We start from the raw sequence: 20,923 nt of genomic DNA on the forward strand, positions 1-20,923 counted from the left end.
AATATATTACATATACGTAATACATGATAATCAGGCCTTTTCAAAAATAAGGAGAGTTTGTTACTGTTGTTAACCAAAACTTTTACAATTCAATGACATGCATTCCTTATGCCTGCATTGTTGTTTAAAATAGAGTCTTACAGTGAATTACATAGGATGGACACCTTTAAGAAGGCTGTACATAACGTAAAAGTGGTATGAATAATCCATCTTAAGCAATTTCCTTACCTTTACGTAACCGGGAATCCCTGCAACTCTATTTATTAAAGATTGATTGAAAAGTGGTGTATGGCAATAAATTACGTTCTGTTTCTCTTTCAACATCCATAATCTTCGTATAAAATAGAAGGTATCCCAATGTAAAGAGTACTTTCATTATAAGACGTGGGCAAGATCGCACGCCTTGATGAATTCAAAGTGAAATTGAGGAGAACGAAATGAAAAAAGAAAATGTTGTTTCCATTGAAGATCGGATCCCGAAATTAAAACAACACAGAAAAAAGAAAGCAAACCGCAGGCTGTTGTTCTTACTTTCTTTATTTATGCTCATGATTCTTTCTGTCGTGTATTTCCAGTCACCGCTGAGTCATGTGAAGGAAGTGAAGGTCTCCGGGAATGAGCTTATTCCGAATCAGGAGGTTCTTCTGGAAAGTGGAATTGACAAAGGCATGAATGTATGGAGTGTCAACAAAAACAAAACAGTGGATCAACTAAAAGGACTTCCTGAAGTGAAGGATGCGGAAGTGAAGCTTTCATTTCCGAACACATACGAGATCAAGATCCGTGAATATAGTAAAAAAGCGTATCTATCGAAGAAGAATAAATTCTTCGTCATTCTTGAAAACGGGGAAGTCCTGGATAAGGGTACGGAGTCGATACCGGTCGATGCCCCATTATTGAGGGGGTTCGAAGAAGATGACGTCCTGAAGAAAATGGTGAAAGAGCTGGGTGAACTTCCTGAAGAGGTTCAGCACCTGATTTCAGAGGTGAATCTCGATCCGAAGAAAACCGATCAATTTCATCTGATCCTGTTTATGAATGACGGATATGAAGTAAGTGCGACGATCAGAAGTTTTTCTGAGAAGATGGTCCACTATCCTTCTATTGTAAGTCAATTAGATCCCTCTGTTAAAGGAATCATTGATTTAGAGGTTGGTTCATATTTCAGGGCATACGAAACGGAAGGTGAACAAAGCGATGAAGAGGATGAGGGTGAGAGGTAAGCATGTAGTCCTCTCTCTTGTATGTTTGGTATTGGGCTTCATCCTTGCATTTTCATTCAGTCTGGCAAACTCTGAACAAAGTGATCAAGGGAGCCGGACAAACGGTCAGTGGAAGCAGGAAGAGGCGTTAAGAGATCAGATCCTGGAGTTTCAGCAGAAGAATAATCGTCTTCAGGAAGAACTTTATGAGAAACAGGAAAAGGTCGTCAATATGGAAAAGGAGTTTTCCAAAGAGAAACAAATTTACTTCAACCTGGCAGAGGATGCCGAGAAGTACCGGATGTATCTCGGGAAAACGAAGGTCAAGGGACCGGGTGTGACAGTCACATTGTCTGATGCCCAATATGACCCGCAGGAAGAAAACGCGAATAACTATATTGTCCATGAACACCATGTATTCAAGGTGATCAATGAGTTATATATTGCGGGTGCTTCCGCGGTTGCAATCAATGGACAAAGGCTCAGTCACGATTCTTACATATTGTGCAATGGTCCGGTCATCAAGGTTGATGGGATTGAATATCCTGCCCCGTTTGAAGTGACGGCGATCGGTGATCCGGATGTATTGTCTTCTGCCATGAATATCACAGGCGGAGTAAAGGATCAGCTTGTGAATGATAATATCATTTTCGAACTGAAGAAGGAGAATTCAGTTATTTTAGAGCCCAAGATAGGTGAATCCTAAGCAGGCCTATGATGGTGACAAACGATCAATTGCCTGCCCCAGTCCGGGTCAGATGTGAAAGTAAGGTGCAATAAATGGACAACAAACTTAAGCTTAGCTTTACAGTGATTACCATCATTATCGGATTTATGGTGGCTATTCAGTTCCAGACCGTCAAAGAACCTGTTGTCCGGGATACACGGGATATATGGGAGCTGAGAGAGGCATTGTTGAAAGAGAAAGAAGCCAATTCCAGTCTATACGGGGAAATGCGCTCGGTGGAGGCGAAGCTGGAGCAGTATAAAACTGAGCAGGAATCAAGTCCCGAGCAAGCGTTGAAAGAAACGTGGGAAGAATTGAGGTCAGAGATCGGCCTGACTGAGAAAAGAGGACCCGGACTTATTTTGACGATTGAACCTGCAATGGAGGAAGTGCTCCTTGGCGAGAAGGTTCAAAATGTCTCCCCGGAACTGTTGGAAAGACTTGTGAACGAACTGAATCTCTATGATGCGGAAGATATATCCATAGATGGTCACCGCCTCGTGAATACATCCGTCATCCGGGATATCAACGGAGAAACCAAGGTTGACGGAAATTCCATACGTGAGATACCGTTTGAAGTGAAGGTGTTGACGAAGGACTTAAAAGCGGCGAAGGATCTATACAGCCGGATGCAGGTCGCCAGGTCTGTAGAAGACTTCTTTATCGATAATCTCCGGGTCAGTATTTCTAAACCATTAGAAGAAGTGGTGTTACCACCATATCAAGAAACAATCCGTGTCCGTCTCATGGAACCGGTTAACGAAAGAGGAGGGGACGATTAATATGTGGCTTCCCGTTTTAGGGTTGCTGGTAGGGGTTGTCTTGGGGCTTCTTACAGACATAAGGATCCCGGAAGAGTACTCGAATTATTTATCGATCGCCGTTCTGGCAGCATTGGATACATTATTTGGCGGTATACGTGCCCACCTGCAAAATATTTATGATGACAAAGTCTTTGTTTCTGGATTCTTTTTTAATATTCTGTTGGCAGCAAGTTTAGCTTTTCTAGGTGTACATCTTGGTGTAGACTTATATTTGGCTGCTGTGTTTGCTTTTGGAGTGAGATTATTCCAGAACATTGCAGTGATTAGACGAATCATGATTAGCAATTGGTCAAATAATCAAGAAAAAAGAGAAAAAAATTAGAATTTTAAAAGGGAATCGTTTTTGTTACGACGAATATCATAATAAGATATACTTAGAATCAGGTTTTTCTAGGATTGTTGTTCCAAACAAACATTCTTTAAGGAGGTGCCATAGAGTGAACAGCAATGAAATTTACGTTAGCCTTGACATCGGTACATCCACAGTGAAAGTGATCATTGGTGAAATGACAAATGATTCCTTGAACATAATCGGTGTAGGAAATGTGAAATCAGAAGGAATCAGAAAAGGTTCCATCGTAGATATAGACGAAACTGTTCAAACGATTAAGAAGGCAGTTGAACAAGCTGAAAGGATGGTCGGTTTATCGATAAACCAGGTCATCGTCGGCATTACTGGAAATCACGTCGCACTTCAATCTTGTCATGGCGTGGTGGCTGTTTCCAGTGAAAACAGGGAAATAGGCGATGAAGACGTCCTGAGGGTGATGGATGCTGCCCAGGTTGTGTCCATCCCGCCGGAAAGAGAAATCATCAATGTAATCCCAAGACAGTTCATTGTTGACGGACTGGATGAGATTACAGATCCCCGTGGAATGATCGGAGTCCGATTAGAAATGGAAGGCACCATCATCACGGGATCGAAGACAATCTTACATAATACTCTCCGTTGTGTAGAAAAAGCAGGACTTGAAATCGTGGATATCGTCCTTCAGCCTTTGGCGGCCGGAACTGTCGCATTATCCAAGGATGAGAAGAGTTTAGGCGCTGCTTTGATCGACATCGGAGGCGGGTCGACCACAATCGCGGTGTTTGAACAGGGTCACCTGAAAGCAACCACTGTACTGCCTGTAGGTGGAGAGCATATTACAAAAGACTTATCCATCGGTTTGCGTACGTCAACCGATGACGCTGAAAAAATCAAGACGAAGTATGGACATGCTTTTTATGATCATGCGTCAGAAGATGAAGTGTTCAGTGTACCGATCATCGGCAGTGATCAACATCAGCAATTTAACCAATTAGAAATTTCTGATATCATAGAAGCAAGGCTGGAAGAGATCCTGGATCTCATCAGCCATGAGTTGAAGCGACTGGGCATCAGGGACCTTCCAGGCGGCTATGTGCTGACTGGCGGTGTAGCTAATCTTCCAGGTGTGTTAGAATTAGCTCAAATCGTTTTCCAAAATCGTGTGCGGGTGGCCATTCCTGATTATATCGGAGTGAGAGAACCCCAATATACGACTGCGGTTGGTTTAATCAAATACGCCCAAAAGAATGCTAGATTGCAAGGAAGATCTGTAAGTGCAGAACCAGTGGCTGTCGAGGCTGCTGAGAAACGTCAATCTAAACCTGTAAATAAAAAGCAGAAGCCTGTAAAGGTAAAAGAAGAAGAACATGAAGATGAAAAGGCCATGTCAAAAGTGAAAAAGTTCTTTGGATACTTCTTTGAATAAATAAAGGAATCCATAGATTCGACGAGTTAGGAGGATTTGTCATGTTGGAGTTTGATACAAATTTAGATTCTTTAGCGACAATTAAAGTTATCGGTGTCGGTGGTGGAGGTAACAACGCTGTCAACCGGATGATCGAACACGGTGTGCAAGGTGTTGAGTTCATTGCCGTCAATACGGATGCTCAAGCTTTGAATCTATCAAAAGCTGAAATAAAAATGCAAATCGGCGGTAAATTAACACGAGGACTGGGAGCAGGTGCAAACCCGGAAGTCGGTAAAAAAGCTGCTGAAGAAAGTAAAGAGCAGATCGAAGAGGCGCTTAGAGGCGCAGATATGGTCTTCGTTACTGCAGGAATGGGCGGAGGTACTGGAACTGGTGCAGCCCCGGTCATCGCTCAAATCGCACGTGAAATCGGTGCTTTGACAGTTGGTGTCGTGACAAGACCGTTTACATTCGAGGGCAGAAAGCGTTCAAATCAGGCAAGCGGTGGTATCGCTGCAATGAAGGAAGGCGTAGATACCCTGATTGTCATCCCGAACGATCGCCTGCTGGAAATCGTAGACAAGAGTACGCCGATGCTCGAAGCTTTCCGTGAAGCGGATAACGTGCTTCGTCAGGGTGTACAAGGTATTTCGGATCTTATCGCAACACCTGGTCTGATCAACCTGGACTTTGCAGATGTTAAGACAATCATGTCTAACAAAGGTTCTGCTTTGATGGGTATCGGTGCAGCATCAGGAGAGAATCGTGCAACAGAAGCAGCGAAAAAAGCTGTATCAAGTCCATTGCTTGAAACATCGATCGACGGAGCCCAAGGTGTACTGATGAACATTACAGGCGGAACGTCATTGAGCCTTTACGAAGTTCAAGAGGCTGCTGATATCGTAGCGTCAGCTTCTGATCAGGAAGTTAACATGATCTTCGGTTCTGTCATTAACGAAGAATTAAAAGATGATATCGTCGTAACCGTCATCGCTACGGGCTTCAACGAAGAAGTCATCCAGCCACAAAAGCAAACAAGACCAACATTTGGCGGAGTGAAGCCGAATCAGAGTCAAAACACAAGCCAACCTGTAAAGCGGGAGCAGCCTAAGCGTGAAGAGCAGCCTCAGCAAGAGCCTGTGAGAACCTCTTCCAACCAAGGTGCTGAAGAAACGTTGGATATCCCAACTTTCCTAAGAAACCGTAACCGCCGCCGATAGGCGACAAGCATAAAATGAGCCACCCGAAAAGGCGCTTTTGCCTTTATGGGTGGCTTATCTTATGACCTCGAGCCCACTAAGCCCGCAGCTGGATAAAATAAAAGCGAAGGGGCTTTGAACAGAGGCGACAAGCATAGTATGAGCCACCCGGAAAGGCGCTTTTTGCCTTTAAGGGTGGCTTATCTTATGACCTCGAGCCTCTAAGCCCCGCAGCTGGATAAATAAAAGCGAAGGGGCTTTGAACAGAGGCGACAAACATAAAAAAATTATAGGCTGGGACGAAAGGGTCCCCGCCAATGGAAAAACCGAGCAATTGATTTGTTGAAAATCAAATTTGGTCGGTTTTTTTGTGTGCGATCACGTTATATATGTATGCAGCGGGTTCCAGCAGTTGATTGGAGTGCTAGTCGAAGACTCCTTCGGAACAGCGGTATTCCAATAAGAATTCCATCTTGTTTTGAATAGGAGGGTACTGAAATGTCCCAGCCCAGTGTCATACATAGATCTTCCCCTCTAAGTCTATCAATGATTTCTCAGCCTAATTCCCTTCTAACCACACTTCTCTTACCACTATGAAAAGACGCCATTCTATTTAAACAATATGACAAAAATATAATGACATAATTCGCTTTTATCTCTGAAAAGTTTTCCTCTCGGGCATACAAAAAATGACAACTTTTAAACGGTATGTAGGATATACTTCTGATAAGTCATTCCCATCGTCAGAAACATTGCTTATGGTATGTATAGAACTGGGTGAAGTTTCAAAAGGAGGGTAGAGATTGGCTTTATATTTAGATGTCATCTGGTTGTTAAATCTGTTAGTGGACTTTTTCTTACTATGGTTTACAGGGATCATCTTAAAGAGACAATATACCCTCTGGAGGATCGGGGTCGGAAGCCTGATCGGGTCGATCATCATACTCATGGCGTTTTCACCTTATGCACACGTAACAGGAAATCCTTTTGTGAAGTTATTGTTTTCAGTTTGTATGGTATATGCAGCATTCGGTTATAGAAGATTGCGCTATTATTTATCAAATCTATTGATGTTTTATTTCGTTACCTTTTTTACTGGAGGAATATTAATCGGTTCCCATTACTTTATCCGCTTCGATCCGGGGGCGGAATCGTCAGTTTTGTTGGCGAATATCCGGGGCTTTGGAGATCCGGTGAGCTGGATCTTTGTCATGCTGGCATTGCCGGTTGCCTGGTATTTTTCAAAAGGTAGGTTCGAAAGCATCGAACATGTGAAGCTTCAATACGATCAATTGCTGAAAGTGGGCATCGTCATCGACGGGTATCACCTGACGGTTGACGGACTAGTCGACAGCGGCAATCAGCTTCAAGATCCCATTTCAAGGAGCCCAGTGATGATTTTATCTATAGCCGGATTGGAAGGGGACCTGCCTGAAGAAGTGAAAATGCTTTGTCAGGATGTGGATGAACTGTTTTCTGGGGAAAAGAGCCTCGATGCCTCATGGTCTGATCGGATGAGGATTGTGCCTGCCCAGTCGGTCGGCAGGAAGAGTCAGCTTCTTGCTGCGATCAAACCGGATTCTCTTGTATTAAGGGATCACGAATCTGAATGGTCCGTTCCGAACGGACTGATCGCCTTCAGGGAAGAGCCCCTTTCAGCCGACGGCACCTTCCGGGCAATCATCCATCCTAAAATGGCATCGCAAAAGCCGGTACAACACGTTTCTTAGGTTAATTATTATTACTATACTCACATTTTTAAGAAATAGAAGGGGGAGCAACAATGAAAAAGATTAAATTCAAATTTTTATACTATTGGTACAAACTGTTAATCAAACTTGGTCTGAAGACGGATGAGATATATTACATAGGGGGTAGTGAAGCGCTTCCCCCTCCTTTGACGAAAGAGGAAGAGGAAGTTCTTCTCACTAAATTGCCTAATGGTGACAAAGCGGCACGCTCATTATTGATTGAACGGAACCTGAGGTTGGTCGTCTATATAGCAAGAAAGTTTGAAAATACGGGCATCAATATTGAAGATTTGATTTCAATCGGGACGATCGGTCTTATTAAGGCAGTCAATACGTTCAATCCGGAGAAAAAAATAAAATTAGCGACCTATGCGTCCAGATGTATCGAAAATGAAATCCTGATGTATCTTCGCAGGAATAATAAAATACGTTCAGAAGTATCCTTTGATGAACCCCTTAATATCGACTGGGACGGAAATGAACTTCTGTTATCTGATGTACTGGGTACCGATGAAGATATCATTACGAAAGACCTGGAAGCGACGGTGGATAAAAAGTTGCTGTTCAATGCCCTGCATCAGCTGTCAGACCGTGAAAAGCAAATTATGGAGCTCCGATTCGGATTGATGGGTGAAGAAGAAAAGACTCAAAAAGATGTAGCGGATATGCTCGGGATTTCCCAATCTTATATTTCAAGGCTCGAAAAAAGGATCATCAAGCGATTGAAAAAAGAATTCAATAAAATGGTATGATTCATCCGTAAAGCTGACCTTCTTGATCGAAGAGGTCAGCTTTTTTTCATTTCTGTTTAACTGAAAAAAATTTCTTTGAAATATCCAGTCTTCATAAGGGTCCGGACGTTTTCTGTTATCGCCTGTTCTGATGAAATGCATATTTTTCCTCTTCAAGGAAATACTGAAATTTGTACAGCAGCTCCTACAAGGAGGGGAAAGAATGACACGCAATAAAGTCGAGATTTGTGGTGTAGATACGTCCAAATTACCTGTTCTCAAAAATGATGAAATGAGAATATTATTCAAGGAAATGCAAGCGGGTGATATAACCGCCAGGGAAAAACTTGTAAACGGAAATTTGCGCCTCGTCTTAAGTGTAATTCAACGCTTTAATAACCGTGGTGAGTATGTTGATGATTTATTCCAAGTAGGGTGTATCGGATTGATGAAATCGATCGATAACTTTGATCTTGGACAAAATGTACGATTCTCTACATACGCGGTACCGATGATCATCGGAGAGATCCGTCGATATTTACGTGATAACAACCCGATCAGGGTTTCCCGTTCTCTGCGTGATATCGCGTACAAGGCACTGCAAGTGAGAGAAAAGTTAATGGGTGAAACATCGAAGGAGCCGACAGCCGAAGAAATTGCGAAGGTACTGGATGTCTCCCACGAAGAAATTGTATTTGCCCTGGATGCGATCCAGGATCCTGTATCGCTCTTTGAACCGATCTATAATGACGGGGGAGATCCAATCTTTGTAATGGATCAACTGAGCGATGAGAAGAACCGTGATTTCCACTGGATAGAAGAAATTGCCCTTCAAGAAGGCATGCGGAGATTGAATGACCGTGAAAAACTCATCATCAGCAAGCGCTTCTTCCAAGGGAAAACCCAAATGGAAGTAGCCGACGAAATCGGTATCTCACAGGCCCAAGTATCCAGACTGGAAAAAGCAGCAATCAAACAAATGAACAAAAATATTCAGTAACAACTAAAAGCGGAGCCGGCTTGGTCAGCCCCGACAAGCCCAACAGGGAAATCCCAAAAGGCGCACTTTGCCTTATGGGATTTTTCGGTTGTGACCTCGAGGGGCTAGCCGGTGGAGCTGGACAAGAAAAGCCCAGCCTGTTCCCATCATACCCATGCCAAAAAAGGAAGATCTTCTAACGGGAGGTCTTCCTTTCTTTTTGTTGCATACATATAGTATATAGCTCTGTTAAATAGGTGAAGGTACGCCAACACCATTTCAAATACAGAAGAAACAACCGGGAAAGAGGGGAAGGTTATGGTACGCATATCTGAGTTTCAGGTGAAGGATGTCGTCAGTATTTCTGATGGACGGAAATTAGGGAATATAGGAGACATTGAAATCAACCTGGATACGGGTAGGATTGATGCCATTGTGATCGGCAGCGGAGGCAAGCTTCTTGGTTTTTTCGGTAAGGAAGAAGATATTGTGATACCGTGGAGCAGTATCGTAAAGATTGGTGAAGATGTGATCCTTGTCAGATACAAAGATACACATGTTATACAAGGGCAGCTGCAGGAGCCGAAACAATCCACAGATACATGACGGGTCTTTGGGGTCTGTGGTACACTTAATAATAAAAAGAAGGAGAGTAGCCGTGTCCAAAGAACCCTTTGTGAAGAAGACTGAATCATTTTATAGCATTGAAGATTGGAAAAAGGGCAATCAGTCGCTGGTCGCCGGAATCACGTCGAGGCATGGTGGAGTCAGTGAACCGCCATTTGACACATTCAATATGGGACTTCATGTCGGGGATTCGATGAAGGACGTCACTTCTAACCGGCAGCTTCTTGCGAATGGGATCAGTATGCCGGTGGAAAGCTGGGTGGCGGCTGAACAGACCCATGGGAGCAATCTCTACACCCCGGGTCTGAAAGATGCTGGAAGAGGAGCCACAAACTATGAAAGCAGTGTAAAGGATACTGACGGTCTCCTGACTGATGAAAGCGGTTTGCTGTTGACCATGTGTTATGCCGACTGCGTCCCCCTATACTTTTGGGACAAAGAGACGGGCATGATCGGGTTGGCGCATGCTGGATGGAAAGGCACCGTGCAGGAAATAGGACCAAAGATGATTGAGGCGTTTAAGCATAATGGATCAAAGATTTCCTCTATTGACGTTGTGATCGGGCCTTCCATTTGCGGGGAATGCTATATCGTTGATGATTATGTCATAGACAAAGTGAAAAAAACACTAGAAGATGAAAACGACTTACCCTATAATTTAAAAGAAGAGGGACAATATCACCTCGACTTGAAAAAGCTAAATCAAAAGCTGCTGATTCAGAGTGGATTGAATACAGCGCAAATTCATACTTCTGGTTATTGTTCGTCCTGTCACGCCGATTTTTTCTCGTATAGAAGAGACGGGGGGAAGACGGGAAGGATCATGAGCTACATTGGCTGGAAGGAGAGTAAACATGAAAGTTTCTGAGAACTTGAAAATCATCAAGGAAAATATCCATGCTGCCTGTGAGCGCAGTGGAAGGTCACCTGAAGATATCAATATTGTAGCGGTGACAAAGTATGTATCTGCAGACCGGGCAAATGAAGCGCTTGAAGCAGGACTGATCCATCTCGGTGAAAACAGGGACGAGGGGCTCGAGTCGAAGTGGGAAGTATTAAGGGACAAGCCGTACTGGCACTTTATCGGTTCCCTGCAATCACGGAAAGTAAAGAACATCATTGATAAAATATCATACATACATTCTCTCGATCGCCTGTCACTGGCAAAAGAGATCGACAAAAGGGCAGACAAGCCTGTTTCTTGTTTTGTACAAGTCAATGTTTCCGGTGAACAATCGAAACATGGACTTTCACCTGATAAAGTGATGGAATTTATCGGGAACTTAGCCGATTACGCGAACATTAAAGTCGTCGGCTTGATGACGATGGCACCCAATACAGACGATGAAGAATTTTTACGCACATGTTTCCGGCAGTTGAGACATCTTCAGGAAGAAGTAAAAGCCCTTGGATTGGACTATGCTCCGTGCACGGAATTATCGATGGGCATGAGCAATGATTTTGGGATCGCGATTGAAGAAGGAGCGACGTTCATCCGTATTGGAACGGCATTAGTTGGAAATGACTGAAAGGAGATGAGCACACATGGGCATTAAATCGAAGTTCAAAACATTCTTTTTGCTTGATGAAGATGAATATGAATACGAAGACGAACAGTATGAAGAACAATATGAGGAGAAGAAGCCTATGAAGTCACAGCCGGCTGCGGGTTCTAAACAAAATGTGGTGAGCCTTCAAAGTGTACAGAAATCTTCCAAGGTGATTCTTGTTGAACCGAGGGTATATGCAGAAGCACAGGAAATCGCAGATCATTTAGTGAACAGGCGTTCCGTTCTTGTGAACTTACAGCGCATCCAGCACGATCAGGCAAAACGGATCGTCGATTTCCTGAGCGGGACGGTCTATGCAATCGGCGGCGATATTCAACGGGTAGGGGATAATATTTTTCTATGCACCCCTGACAACGTTGAAGTGAGTGGAAATATCTCCGAGTTTTTAAAAGAGGAAGATCTATCAGATTCGAGGTGGTAATGTAAATTATGATCATGCTTTATGAAATACTAGCAAAATTAATCCAACTTTACAGCTGGGCGTTGATTATTTATATCCTGATGTCATGGTTCCCGAGTGCAAGGGAAACATCGATCGGTCAGTTTCTGGCCAGAATCTGCGAACCGTATTTGGAACCGTTCAGACGCATCGTTCCATCAATCGGGATGATCGATATTTCTCCGATCGTCGCATTCATCGTATTGAATCTGGCGCAGAGCGGCTTATATCAATTATTCAGATGGCTCATTTAATTTAGAAACAACGCTTATTAAAATGTTAACTAAAAAAGAACTGAAACAGTTGATACAGTTTCAGTTCTTTTATTTTGAAGGCTGTATTTAAACCTGCGGTGGAGGTGATTTTCCTCTCCAACTCCCAGTCGAGGGGTAATCGCTACACGTGTGATACAGAATAACCTTAAAGGAGGTGTCATCCATGTCATCACTTCATCAACACTTCCGACCTGATGAAAAAGAGTTTGTAGATGCGGTCCTGGAATGGAAGATGAATGTAGAGAATCAATATGCACCAAAGCGGACCGACTTCTTAGATCCGAGGCAGCAGCATATCATGAAGTCTATCATCGGCCAACAGGAAGACATTCTTCTTTCCTTTTTCCCGGAGGCGGGTGAGCGTAAGCGGGCATTATTATACCCCTCCTATTTTCATCCTGAGGAAGAAGATTTTGGGATTAAACTTTTTGAAATACAGTATCCGTCAAAGTTTGTTACAATAGAGCATAGGCAGGTGCTCGGCACGCTCATGTCAATCGGTTTGAAAAGGGAGAAATTCGGGGACATCATCGCAGAAGATGATGCCATCCAGCTTATGCTGGCAGAGGAAATTGCAGATTACGTCCGGATGGAACTGACTCAAATCGGAAGGGCGAAGGTGTCGCTAAAAGATCTCGCTCTCAACGAAAGGCTCGAGAGCCAGGAACAATGGCAGGAAAAAGTGACGACCGTAAGTTCCCTCCGGCTGGATGTCGTCCTTGCATCCATTTATAATGACTCCCGTCAAAAAGCACAAACATTGATCAAGAGCAGCCTTGTGAAAGTCAATTGGAAAACCGTCGAATCGGCATCATTTGAAGTTGAAGAAGGAGACGTCATATCTGCCAGAGGATACGGAAGAAGCAAGTTATTGTCTATCGAAGGAAGGACAAAACGGGATAAATGGCGAATTTCTGTGGGAATCCTGAAATAATTTAAGAAAAATAAAGGAATTCTCCCACATGTTGTCGAAATTTTAGTTATAATAAATATGTAATTCACCAAGTACTGGAGGTGGCTCCCATGCCTTTAACGCCATTAGACATACATAATAAAGAATTTAGTCGTGGCTTTCGTGGTTATGATGAGGATGAAGTCAATGAATTTCTAGATCAGATCATCAAGGATTATGAAATTCTGATCCGTGAGAAGAAAGAAACGGAAGAACGTTTGAACTCATTGAATGAACGTTTAGGTCATTTTACCAGCATCGAGGAGACGTTGAACAAATCGATCGTCATAGCTCAAGAAGCAGGTGAAGAAGTAAAACGAAACGCCATGAAAGAGTCCAAGCTGATCATCAGGGAAGCTGAGAAAAATGCGGATCGAATCGTGAATGAATCGTTGTCGAAAGCACGGAAGATTGCGATTGAAATCGAAGAGCTGAAGAAGCAATCCAAAGTATTCAGAACCCGTTTCAAGATGCTGATCGAAGCTCAGTTGGATCTTCTTGATACAAATGACTGGGAACAATTGATGGAATTCGACCTGGATGCAACAGAACTAAAAACTTTAAAAGAAGAAGAGACATTGTCTTGACGAAAAGCGCAATACTTTCATATAATTGAACAACAATCTTAATTGTCATATTGAAGCTTTGACAGGGACAGTACGTTCTTATTATAAATCCTTATAGCGAACCGGGGATGGTGGAAGCCCGGTGAGGATCATAAGTGCGGAAGATCACCCTCGAGCCCTGCTCATGAAATCCTTTTAGGAAAGTAAAGAGCAGCGTCTTATTCACGTTACGAATCTTAACGAGTGAAGGTCGTCTGCGATCTTTATGAGGGTGGTACCGCGGGAAAGCTTTCTCGTCCCTTTTGTGGGATGAGGAAGCTTTTTTTTGTGTGGTGGAAGATTCCCTGATTAAGAAGTAATCGATTTAGAAATGATGGCAATAAAGAGAAATGTCTAGGAGGAAAATTCATGGAATACAAAGATACATTATTGATGCCAAAAACTGAATTCCCGATGAGAGGGAATTTACCGAAGCGCGAGCCTGAAACCCAACAGAAATGGGAAGAGATGGATATCTACAAAAAGGTACAGGAAAGAACGAGCGACCGTCCTTTATTCATCCTTCATGACGGACCTCCGTATGCAAATGGAAACATTCACATGGGGCACGCATTGAATAAGGTGCTAAAGGACTTCATCGTCCGTTATAAATCCATGAGCGGGTTTCATGCACCGTATGTGCCAGGCTGGGATACGCACGGTCTTCCGATCGAGCAGGCACTGACGAATAAAGGTGTAAAGCGAAAAGAAATGACCATCGCAGAGTTCCGTAAATTGTGTGAGGAATATGCATATGAGCAGGTTAACAACCAACGTGAACAGTTCAAGCAATTAGGTGTGCGCGGTGACTGGGATAATCCATATATCACGTTGAAGCCTGAATATGAAGCACAGCAGATCAAAGTATTCGGAGATATGGCCAAAAAAGGGTATATCTACAAAGGTAAAAAACCTGTCTACTGGTCTCCTTCGAGTGAGTCGGCTCTGGCTGAAGCGGAAATTGAGTATCAAGATAAACGTTCTCCATCGATTTATGTTGGTTTCTCCGTTGCGGAAGGGAAGGGTGTCTTAGAAGAAGAAACTCAATTGATCATCTGGACCACGACACCTTGGACAATCCCTGCCAACCTTGGAATCGCCGTTCATGAAGATTTAAGCTACGTTGTTGTGAACGTTGATGGAAACAGCTATGTCGTTGCAGAGGAACTTCTTGAAGACGTTGCCCAAAATCTTGAATGGGAAGATTATACGGTAGCGAAGAAAGTCAAAGGTGCGGAACTTGAGCATATCGTTGCCAAGCATCCATTATATGAGCGTGAGTCACTTGTTGTCCTTGGTGATCACGTCACGACAGATTCAGGTACTGGTTGCGTCCATACAGCCCCTGGACACGGGGAGGATGACTTCCTGGTAGGAAAGAAATACGGCCTTGACGTCCTGTGCCCGGTAGATGATAAAGGTGTCATGACAGCCGAAGCTCCAGGATTCGAAGGTTTATTCTATGACAAAGCCAATAAACCGATCACAGAAAAACTCCAAGAAGCAGGCGCTTTACTTAAGTTGAACTTCATCACCCATTCATACCCTCATGATTGGCGCACAAAAAAACCGGTCATTTTCAGAGCAACGGCTCAATGGTTTGCGTCAATCGATAAGTTCCGTAAAGAACTGCTTGAAGCGGTAAACGAAACACAATGGGTACCTGCTTGGGGCGAGACACGCCTTTATAATATGGTGAGAGACCGTGGAGACTGGTGTATTTCTCGTCAGCGTGCATGGGGTGTGCCAATCCCTGTGTTCTATGCGGAAAATGGTCAGGAAATCATCACCGATGAAACCATCGAACATGTTTCCAAACTCTTCCGTGAACATGGATCAAATATCTGGTTTGAAAAGGAAGCGAAAGAACTTCTGCCTGAAGGTTTCACTCATGAGGGAAGCCCGAATGGAAAATTCACCAAAGAGCAGGATATCATGGATGTTTGGTTCGATTCAGGATCGTCACATCAGGCTGTCCTCGAAGAAAGAGATGATTTACAGCGTCCGGCAGATCTTTACCTTGAAGGCTCCGACCAATACCGCGGGTGGTTCAACTCGTCATTGACGACATCTGTTGCCGTCACAGGCAAAGCCCCTTATAAAGGTGTATTGAGTCACGGATTTGCCCTTGACGGTGATGGAAGAAAGATGAGTAAATCACTCGGCAATGTCATGGTACCGGAAAAAGTCATGAAACAGCTTGGTGCCGATATCCTTCGTCTGTGGGTGGCATCCGTGGACTATCAGGCCGACGTTCGTGTATCAGATGCGATCCTTAAGCAGGTGGCGGAAGTTTATCGTAAAATCCGTAACACATTCCGTTTCCTATTGGGGAACCTTTCTGACTTTGATCCAAGTACAAATGCAGTATCATATGATCAATTGCGGGAAGTAGATCAATTCATGCTCGTGAAGCTGAATGATCTTGTGAAAAATGTAAAGAATTCCTACGATAAGTATGAATTTGCAAGCATCTATCACGCAGTGAATAACTTCTGTACACTGGACTTAAGCTCATTCTATCTTGATTTCGCAAAAGACGTCCTTTATATCGAGTCTGAAAATCATGATGACCGCCGTGCGATTCAAACAGTTCTGTATGAATGCCTGCTTGCATTGACGAAATTAATGTCTCCGATCCTTTCTCACACAGCTGACGAGGTTTGGGCATACATCCCTGGTGTTGAAGGGGAAAGTGTTCAATTGACCGATATGCCTGAAGTCAAGGAATATGCGAATACAGCCGAGCTGAAGAAGAAATGGAGCGCATTCCTTGAATTAAGGGATGATGTATTAAAAGCGTTGGAAGAAGCCCGTAATCAGAAGCTGATCGGGAAATCTCTGACGGCTAAAGTGACGCTTTACGTGAATGATGAAACGAAAGCGCTGCTGGATTCAATCACTGAAGACCTGAAGCAATTGTTCATTGTATCTGCCTTTGAAATCGGCGGCAAAGTGGCTGATGCCCCAGAAAACGCGCTTAGCCTCGGTGATAATCATATCGTCGTGGAAAAAGCGGAAGGTGAAACATGTGACCGCTGCTGGATCGTCACACCGACTGTCGGCGAAGACAAGGATCATCCGACCCTTTGTACCCGCTGTGCTGCCGTTGTGAAAGAAAGCTATTCCCACTTAGCGTAATGAGAAAAAGGATTTGATCAGGATAAACTGATCAGATCCTTTTTTGTATGACTGGGAGGAATTCCATAATTGCTATATCTTGCAACACAACTTTTCTAGTCGATTCCTCCATACTATGAATGGAGGGATCAAGATGACATATGACCGATATACATCCATTGTTCAAGAACTGATACTATCCTTGAAAGAGCTGGAGGCCAGTCACTCTCAACATCCTTTAATACAGCAATATATCGACCGTGAAATCTTGGAAGTAAAGCAGGCGCTGATGCGTGTGGAAAATCACCAATATGGATACTGCGAGCGGAGCGGGGAAGAAATTCCTTTTGACTTCATTCAGATGACCCCTACCTGTGCAACACTCGATGAAGCATTGGAGTGGAGGCAATTCGGCAAAATATCCACCTATTCGTAAAGCTTAAAAGCCGTTTTCTTTGTTCTTCCCGAGTTTAAGTGTCTTTATTTCCCCTTTTGTGCTAAAATGCAAAGGTAATCATTTAACGATGTTCGGAGGTTGCCTTTGTGTATTATTATTTAGTGGCTTTGGTTGTGATTGGACTTGATCAATTAACAAAATGGTTGGTTGTCAAACAAATGGCCGAGGGGGAAAGTATTTCGATAATCGACAACGTCTTTTATCTCACTTCCCACCGGAATCAAGGTGCAGCATGGGGAATACTTCAAGGTCAAATGTGGTTTTTTTACATCATTACTTTAGTCGTGATTATAGGTATCGTGTATTATATGCAGGTCCATGCGAAGGGACATTCACTGTTCAGCCTGAGTCTTGCATTCATGCTTGGTGGAGCGATTGGAAACTTTATTGACCGTGTTCTTAGAAAAGAAGTGGTTGATTTCTTAAATACATACATCTTTTCCTATGATTTTCCGATCTTTAATATTGCGGATGCAGCATTAACCATTGGGGTCGCACTTTTACTAATTTATATGTATGTAGATGAAAGAAAAGCAAAGAAGGAGAACAAAAATGGAAGTAATTCAGCACAACATACTTGAAGAAGACAAGGGAGAACGAATTGATAAGGTAGTAAGTCAATTAAATAAAGAATGGTCACGCTCCCAGGTTCAACAATGGATCAAAGACGGTCATATCAAGGTGAATGAGGAATCGGTCAAGCCGAATTTCAAATGCCCGTTGAATGCCGTGATCACTGTTGAGATCCCGGATCCGGAGGAATTGGATGTAGAGCCTGAGGATTTGAATCTTGATATTGCGTACGAAGATGGGGATGTCATCGTTGTGAATAAACCAAAAGGGATGGTCGTCCATCCTGCACCTGGTCATTATTCAGGCACGATGGTCAATGGATTGATGCATCATTGCACAGATCTTTCCGGCATCAACGGCGTACTGAGACCGGGGATTGTCCATCGTATCGATAAAGATACGTCCGGTTTACTGATGGTTGCGAAGAATGATATGGCCCATGAGCATCTTGTAAATCAGCTAGTGGCAAAAACGGTCACAAGAAAATATACAGCCATCGTCCATGGTCTGATTCCACACGAATACGGCACGATTGATGCGCCGATTGGAAGGGACCCTAAAGACCGTCAAAGTATGGCAGTTGTGGATAATGGGAAGTCTGCCGTCACCCACTTCAAAGTACTGGATCGCTACAAGGATTTCACGCTTGTTGAATGTGAGCTGGAGACAGGAAGAACCCATCAGATCCGTGTTCACATGAAATATATCGGTTTCCCTCTTGCGGGAGATCCGAAGTACGGTCCAAGGAAAACGTTAAGTATCGAAGGCCAGGCCCTTCATGCAGGTGTACTCGGCTTCATTCATCCTAGAACGGAAGAATACATGGAGTTCAAGGCGGAATTGCCGGAAGAATTCATGAAAGTGATCAAGCATTTAGAAAATAACCGTTGACAATCGTCGACATGACCATTATCATGAAATTAATCGAATAAGTAACCTTTAATACGGTCCAGAGAGGCTGAGAAGGAGCAATGTACGACCAATTCAATTTGGCGTGCAATCAGATCATAACGATAAGTGTGCCCTCTCATCTTCCCGGTGAGAGGGATTTTTTATGAGAAAAATGAGGTGGCGCAAATGACAAAGAAAGCGACGGTTTTGGATCAGCCGGCAATTAGACGGGCATTGACAAGGATCGCCCATGAAATCATCGAACGAAACAAAGGGATTGAAGATTGCATCCTCGTCGGAATCAAAACAAGAGGCATATACATTGCAAATCGACTGGCTGAAAGGATCCATGCCATCGAAGGTGAAGAAGTCCCTGTTGGAGAAATTGACATCACCCTGTACAGGGATGATTTAACAAAGAAGACAGACGATCAGGAACCGGAAGTGAAAGGATCTGACCTGCCGGTAGATATCACGAATAAAAAAGTCATCCTGGTCGATGACGTCCTGTTTACAGGAAGAACGGTCCGGGCAGGACTTGATGCGTTAATGGACATTGGCAGACCAAGCGGGATACAACTGGCAGTACTGGTTGACCGTGGTCATCGGGAGCTCCCGATCCGGGCAGATTTCGTCGGAAAAAACATCCCGACATCCGGTTCTGAAAAAATCATGGTCGAACTGACCGAAGTAGACGGGGAAGACGCAGTAAGCATACACGAAAATGAATAAAGTTGTCCTTTTAAGAGTGGTCCTGTGAGGCTGACAAAGGATGGGATACAGGCAGAATGCAGGCCGACGTATACCCTCTTTGTAACCTCATGGAGACAAAGAGGGTTTTTTTATTGGGAAAATTGGAATATAAGAGGAGGAAACATACATGAGTCAAAATCAACAGGTCGTGCTAGACGTAGAAGAAGTTCCGAATATAGGGAAGTGGATCACACTCAGCATACAGCATTTATTCGCGATGTTCGGGGCAACGGTACTCGTTCCGTTCCTGGTAGGATTAAGCCCGGGGGTCGCACTGATCTCGAGCGGTCTTGGAACACTCGCTTACCTCCTGATCACGAAAGGCAGGATCCCCGCTTACCTCGGCTCCTCCTTTGCATTCATCGCACCGATCATCGCAGCTAAAAGTTTAGGCGGTCCCCAGGCAGCCATGATGGGAAGCTTTCTCGCTGGGATCGTATACGGACTTGTGGCCTTGCTGATCTCGAAGTTCGGTATCAAATGGCTGGTCAGGATCCTTCCCCCGGTCGTGGTGGGACCGGTCATCATGGTCATCGGTCTGGGTCTTGCCGGAACTGCGGTCAATATGGCCATGTACGAAAATCCTGGTGCTGAACAACTTGTTTACAGTAACACACACTTCATGATCGCCCTCGCCACACTGGGCATCACGATCGTCTGCTCCATCTACTTCAAGGGATTCCTTGGGATGGTGCCGATCCTTGCCGGCATCATCGGAGGCTATGTCATCGCAGTGTTTGCAGGAATCGTGAATTTTCAGCAGGTGATCGATGCCCCGGTCTTTGAAATGCCGGACTTCTTTGTCCCGTTCCTTGACTACACGCCAAGCTTCTCATGGGAAATCGTATCAATCATGGTGCCGGTCGCTATTGTGACGCTCGCGGAACATACGGGGGATCAAATGGTGTTAAGTAAAGTAGTGGGAAGGAACTTCATTGAAAATCCTGGCCTGCACAGATCGATTCTCGGGGACGGGGTGGCAACCATCATCGCATCATTCCTTGGCGGTCCGCCGAATACGACTTATGGAGAAAATATAGGCGTGCTCGCGATCACCCGGGTATTCAGTGTATTCGTCATCGGGGGGGCGGCGGTCCTCGCCATCCTGTTCGGCTTCATTGGGAAAATCACAGCCTTGATCGGATCGATCCCAACAGCCGTCATGGGAGGGGTTTCAATCCTGCTGTTCGGTATCATCGCTTCCAGCGGACTGCGGATGCTGATAGATAATAAAGTGGATCTTGGCAACAAGCGCAACCTGGTGATCTCGAGTGTCATCCTGGTCATCGGAGTGGGCGGGGCATTCGTGAAAGTCAATGAAAACGTGTCTCTATCCGGGATGGCACTCGCAGCCATCGTCGGGGTAACACTCAACCTTGTCTTGCCTGGCAGAAAGGAAAGCCAAGGGGAGAACAACCTGTTCGCAGAAGAAAATACAAATCAGCATGATGTTGCATAGATACACCTTTTAACATAGTCCAGAGAGTCTAGGAAGGGTGAATGTGAACAAGACAGGTACGGTGAAAGCC

General features: G+C 44.1%; 22 protein-coding genes and 1 other annotated feature. All 22 genes read left to right on the top strand.

From position 1 onward, the window contains the following. Positions 1-437: 437 nt before the first annotated feature. The 22 genes from KH172YL63_RS07245 (at position 438) to KH172YL63_RS07350 (ending at position 20,853) form a co-directional block, all read left to right on the top strand. Positions 438-1,223, top strand: a complete 786-nt coding sequence (locus tag KH172YL63_RS07245; RefSeq protein WP_173105478.1) for a cell division protein FtsQ/DivIB — start codon at positions 438-440, stop codon at positions 1,221-1,223. Then, positions 1,198-1,908: a DUF881 domain-containing protein gene (locus KH172YL63_RS07250; RefSeq protein WP_173105479.1), complete on the top strand. Its 711-nt coding sequence runs from the start codon at positions 1,198-1,200 to the stop codon at positions 1,906-1,908. Before KH172YL63_RS07245 ends, KH172YL63_RS07250 begins: the two co-directional genes overlap by 26 nt. Positions 1,909-1,982: 74 nt before the next feature. After that, the gene (locus KH172YL63_RS07255) at positions 1,983-2,711 is read left to right on the top strand and encodes a DUF881 domain-containing protein (protein WP_173105480.1); all 729 of its coding nucleotides are present in this window, start codon (positions 1,983-1,985) and stop codon (positions 2,709-2,711) included. Position 2,712: 1 nt separating this feature from the next. After that, positions 2,713-3,075 carry a small basic family protein gene (locus KH172YL63_RS07260; RefSeq protein WP_034755840.1) on the top strand — a complete coding sequence of 121 codons (363 nt, stop codon included), beginning with the start codon at positions 2,713-2,715 and terminating at the stop codon, positions 3,073-3,075. Between the two features lie 115 nt (positions 3,076-3,190). Further along, entirely contained in the window at positions 3,191-4,489 is a 1,299-nt protein-coding gene (ftsA, locus tag KH172YL63_RS07265) for a cell division protein FtsA (protein WP_173105481.1), read from the top strand. Positions 4,490-4,530: 41 nt separating this feature from the next. Then, entirely contained in the window at positions 4,531-5,691 is a 1,161-nt protein-coding gene (gene ftsZ, locus KH172YL63_RS07270; protein WP_173105482.1) for a cell division protein FtsZ, read from the top strand. Between the two features lie 782 nt (positions 5,692-6,473). After that, complete coding sequence (gene spoIIGA, locus KH172YL63_RS07275; protein WP_173105483.1) at positions 6,474-7,400, top strand: sigma-E processing peptidase SpoIIGA; 927 nt, start codon at positions 6,474-6,476, stop codon at positions 7,398-7,400. 53 nt (positions 7,401-7,453) lie between these two features. Next, positions 7,454-8,173, top strand: a complete 720-nt coding sequence (sigE, locus tag KH172YL63_RS07280; protein WP_173105484.1) for an RNA polymerase sporulation sigma factor SigE — start codon at positions 7,454-7,456, stop codon at positions 8,171-8,173. 202 nt (positions 8,174-8,375) lie between these two features. Then, positions 8,376-9,152, top strand: coding sequence for an RNA polymerase sporulation sigma factor SigG (gene sigG / locus KH172YL63_RS07285; RefSeq protein ID WP_098350949.1), 777 nt, complete (start codon positions 8,376-8,378; stop codon positions 9,150-9,152). Between the two features lie 297 nt (positions 9,153-9,449). Further along, entirely contained in the window at positions 9,450-9,737 is a 288-nt protein-coding gene (locus KH172YL63_RS07290) for a YlmC/YmxH family sporulation protein (protein ID WP_173105485.1), read from the top strand. Between the two features lie 52 nt (positions 9,738-9,789). Further along, a complete protein-coding gene (gene pgeF / locus KH172YL63_RS07295) occupies positions 9,790-10,626 on the top strand; it encodes a peptidoglycan editing factor PgeF (protein ID WP_232066142.1) in 837 nt (278 codons plus the stop codon). After that, positions 10,613-11,287: a YggS family pyridoxal phosphate-dependent enzyme gene (locus tag KH172YL63_RS07300; protein WP_173105486.1), complete on the top strand. Its 675-nt coding sequence runs from the start codon at positions 10,613-10,615 to the stop codon at positions 11,285-11,287. The genes pgeF and KH172YL63_RS07300 overlap by 14 nt, the downstream gene beginning before the upstream one ends. Positions 11,288-11,303: 16 nt before the next feature. Further along, positions 11,304-11,750, top strand: a complete 447-nt coding sequence (locus KH172YL63_RS07305; RefSeq protein ID WP_173105487.1) for a cell division protein SepF — start codon at positions 11,304-11,306, stop codon at positions 11,748-11,750. A gap of 8 nt (positions 11,751-11,758) precedes the next feature. After that, on the top strand, positions 11,759-12,022 hold the full coding sequence (locus KH172YL63_RS07310; protein ID WP_173105488.1) for a YggT family protein: 264 nt from the start codon (positions 11,759-11,761) through the stop codon (positions 12,020-12,022). 184 nt (positions 12,023-12,206) lie between these two features. Then, entirely contained in the window at positions 12,207-12,977 is a 771-nt protein-coding gene (locus KH172YL63_RS07315) for a YlmH family RNA-binding protein (protein WP_173105489.1), read from the top strand. An 89-nt stretch (positions 12,978-13,066) separates the two neighbouring features. Continuing rightward, positions 13,067-13,582 carry a DivIVA domain-containing protein gene (locus tag KH172YL63_RS07320; protein WP_173105490.1) on the top strand — a complete coding sequence of 172 codons (516 nt, stop codon included), beginning with the start codon at positions 13,067-13,069 and terminating at the stop codon, positions 13,580-13,582. A gap of 49 nt (positions 13,583-13,631) precedes the next feature. Further along, positions 13,632-13,865: a binding site (T-box leader), on the top strand. Positions 13,866-13,969: 104 nt separating this feature from the next. Next, complete coding sequence (gene ileS / locus KH172YL63_RS07325) at positions 13,970-16,741, top strand: isoleucine--tRNA ligase (protein WP_173105491.1); 2,772 nt, start codon at positions 13,970-13,972, stop codon at positions 16,739-16,741. 133 nt (positions 16,742-16,874) lie between these two features. After that, on the top strand, positions 16,875-17,156 hold the full coding sequence (locus tag KH172YL63_RS07330; RefSeq protein ID WP_173105492.1) for a hypothetical protein: 282 nt from the start codon (positions 16,875-16,877) through the stop codon (positions 17,154-17,156). A 107-nt stretch (positions 17,157-17,263) separates the two neighbouring features. Beyond that, positions 17,264-17,758 carry a signal peptidase II gene (gene lspA / locus KH172YL63_RS07335; RefSeq protein WP_173105493.1) on the top strand — a complete coding sequence of 165 codons (495 nt, stop codon included), beginning with the start codon at positions 17,264-17,266 and terminating at the stop codon, positions 17,756-17,758. Then, entirely contained in the window at positions 17,730-18,641 is a 912-nt protein-coding gene (locus KH172YL63_RS07340) for an RluA family pseudouridine synthase (RefSeq protein ID WP_173105494.1), read from the top strand. Before lspA ends, KH172YL63_RS07340 begins: the two co-directional genes overlap by 29 nt. A 186-nt stretch (positions 18,642-18,827) precedes the next feature. Beyond that, complete coding sequence (gene pyrR / locus KH172YL63_RS07345) at positions 18,828-19,373, top strand: bifunctional pyr operon transcriptional regulator/uracil phosphoribosyltransferase PyrR (protein WP_173105495.1); 546 nt, start codon at positions 18,828-18,830, stop codon at positions 19,371-19,373. A 148-nt stretch (positions 19,374-19,521) separates the two neighbouring features. After that, on the top strand, positions 19,522-20,853 hold the full coding sequence (locus KH172YL63_RS07350) for a uracil-xanthine permease family protein (RefSeq protein ID WP_173105496.1): 1,332 nt from the start codon (positions 19,522-19,524) through the stop codon (positions 20,851-20,853). The last annotated feature ends 70 nt before the right edge of the window (positions 20,854-20,923 follow it).

Origin of the sequence: Bacillus sp. KH172YL63 (assembly GCF_011398925.1) — a bacterium.
Classification (GTDB): Bacteria; Bacillota; Bacilli; order Bacillales; family Bacillaceae_B; genus Rossellomorea.

Excerpts from the sequence above, each read along its gene's own strand:
- KH172YL63_RS07245 (WP_173105478.1), top strand. The coding sequence starts at position 438 with ATGAAAAAAGAAAATGTTGTTTCCATTGAAGATCGGATCCCGAAATTA.
- KH172YL63_RS07250 (WP_173105479.1), top strand. The coding sequence starts at position 1,198 with ATGAAGAGGATGAGGGTGAGAGGTAAGCATGTAGTCCTCTCTCTTGTA.
- KH172YL63_RS07255 (WP_173105480.1), top strand. The coding sequence starts at position 1,983 with ATGGACAACAAACTTAAGCTTAGCTTTACAGTGATTACCATCATTATC.
- KH172YL63_RS07260 (WP_034755840.1), top strand. The coding sequence starts at position 2,713 with ATGTGGCTTCCCGTTTTAGGGTTGCTGGTAGGGGTTGTCTTGGGGCTT.
- ftsZ (WP_173105482.1), top strand. The coding sequence starts at position 4,531 with ATGTTGGAGTTTGATACAAATTTAGATTCTTTAGCGACAATTAAAGTT.
- sigE (WP_173105484.1), top strand. The coding sequence starts at position 7,454 with ATGAAAAAGATTAAATTCAAATTTTTATACTATTGGTACAAACTGTTA.
- sigG (WP_098350949.1), top strand. The coding sequence starts at position 8,376 with ATGACACGCAATAAAGTCGAGATTTGTGGTGTAGATACGTCCAAATTA.
- KH172YL63_RS07290 (WP_173105485.1), top strand. The coding sequence starts at position 9,450 with ATGGTACGCATATCTGAGTTTCAGGTGAAGGATGTCGTCAGTATTTCT.
- KH172YL63_RS07300 (WP_173105486.1), top strand. The coding sequence starts at position 10,613 with ATGAAAGTTTCTGAGAACTTGAAAATCATCAAGGAAAATATCCATGCT.
- KH172YL63_RS07305 (WP_173105487.1), top strand. The coding sequence starts at position 11,304 with ATGGGCATTAAATCGAAGTTCAAAACATTCTTTTTGCTTGATGAAGAT.
- KH172YL63_RS07310 (WP_173105488.1), top strand. The coding sequence starts at position 11,759 with ATGATCATGCTTTATGAAATACTAGCAAAATTAATCCAACTTTACAGC.
- KH172YL63_RS07315 (WP_173105489.1), top strand. The coding sequence starts at position 12,207 with ATGTCATCACTTCATCAACACTTCCGACCTGATGAAAAAGAGTTTGTA.
- KH172YL63_RS07320 (WP_173105490.1), top strand. The coding sequence starts at position 13,067 with ATGCCTTTAACGCCATTAGACATACATAATAAAGAATTTAGTCGTGGC.
- ileS (WP_173105491.1), top strand. The coding sequence starts at position 13,970 with ATGGAATACAAAGATACATTATTGATGCCAAAAACTGAATTCCCGATG.
- KH172YL63_RS07330 (WP_173105492.1), top strand. The coding sequence starts at position 16,875 with ATGACATATGACCGATATACATCCATTGTTCAAGAACTGATACTATCC.
- KH172YL63_RS07340 (WP_173105494.1), top strand. The coding sequence starts at position 17,730 with ATGGAAGTAATTCAGCACAACATACTTGAAGAAGACAAGGGAGAACGA.
- pyrR (WP_173105495.1), top strand. The coding sequence starts at position 18,828 with ATGACAAAGAAAGCGACGGTTTTGGATCAGCCGGCAATTAGACGGGCA.
- KH172YL63_RS07350 (WP_173105496.1), top strand. The coding sequence starts at position 19,522 with ATGAGTCAAAATCAACAGGTCGTGCTAGACGTAGAAGAAGTTCCGAAT.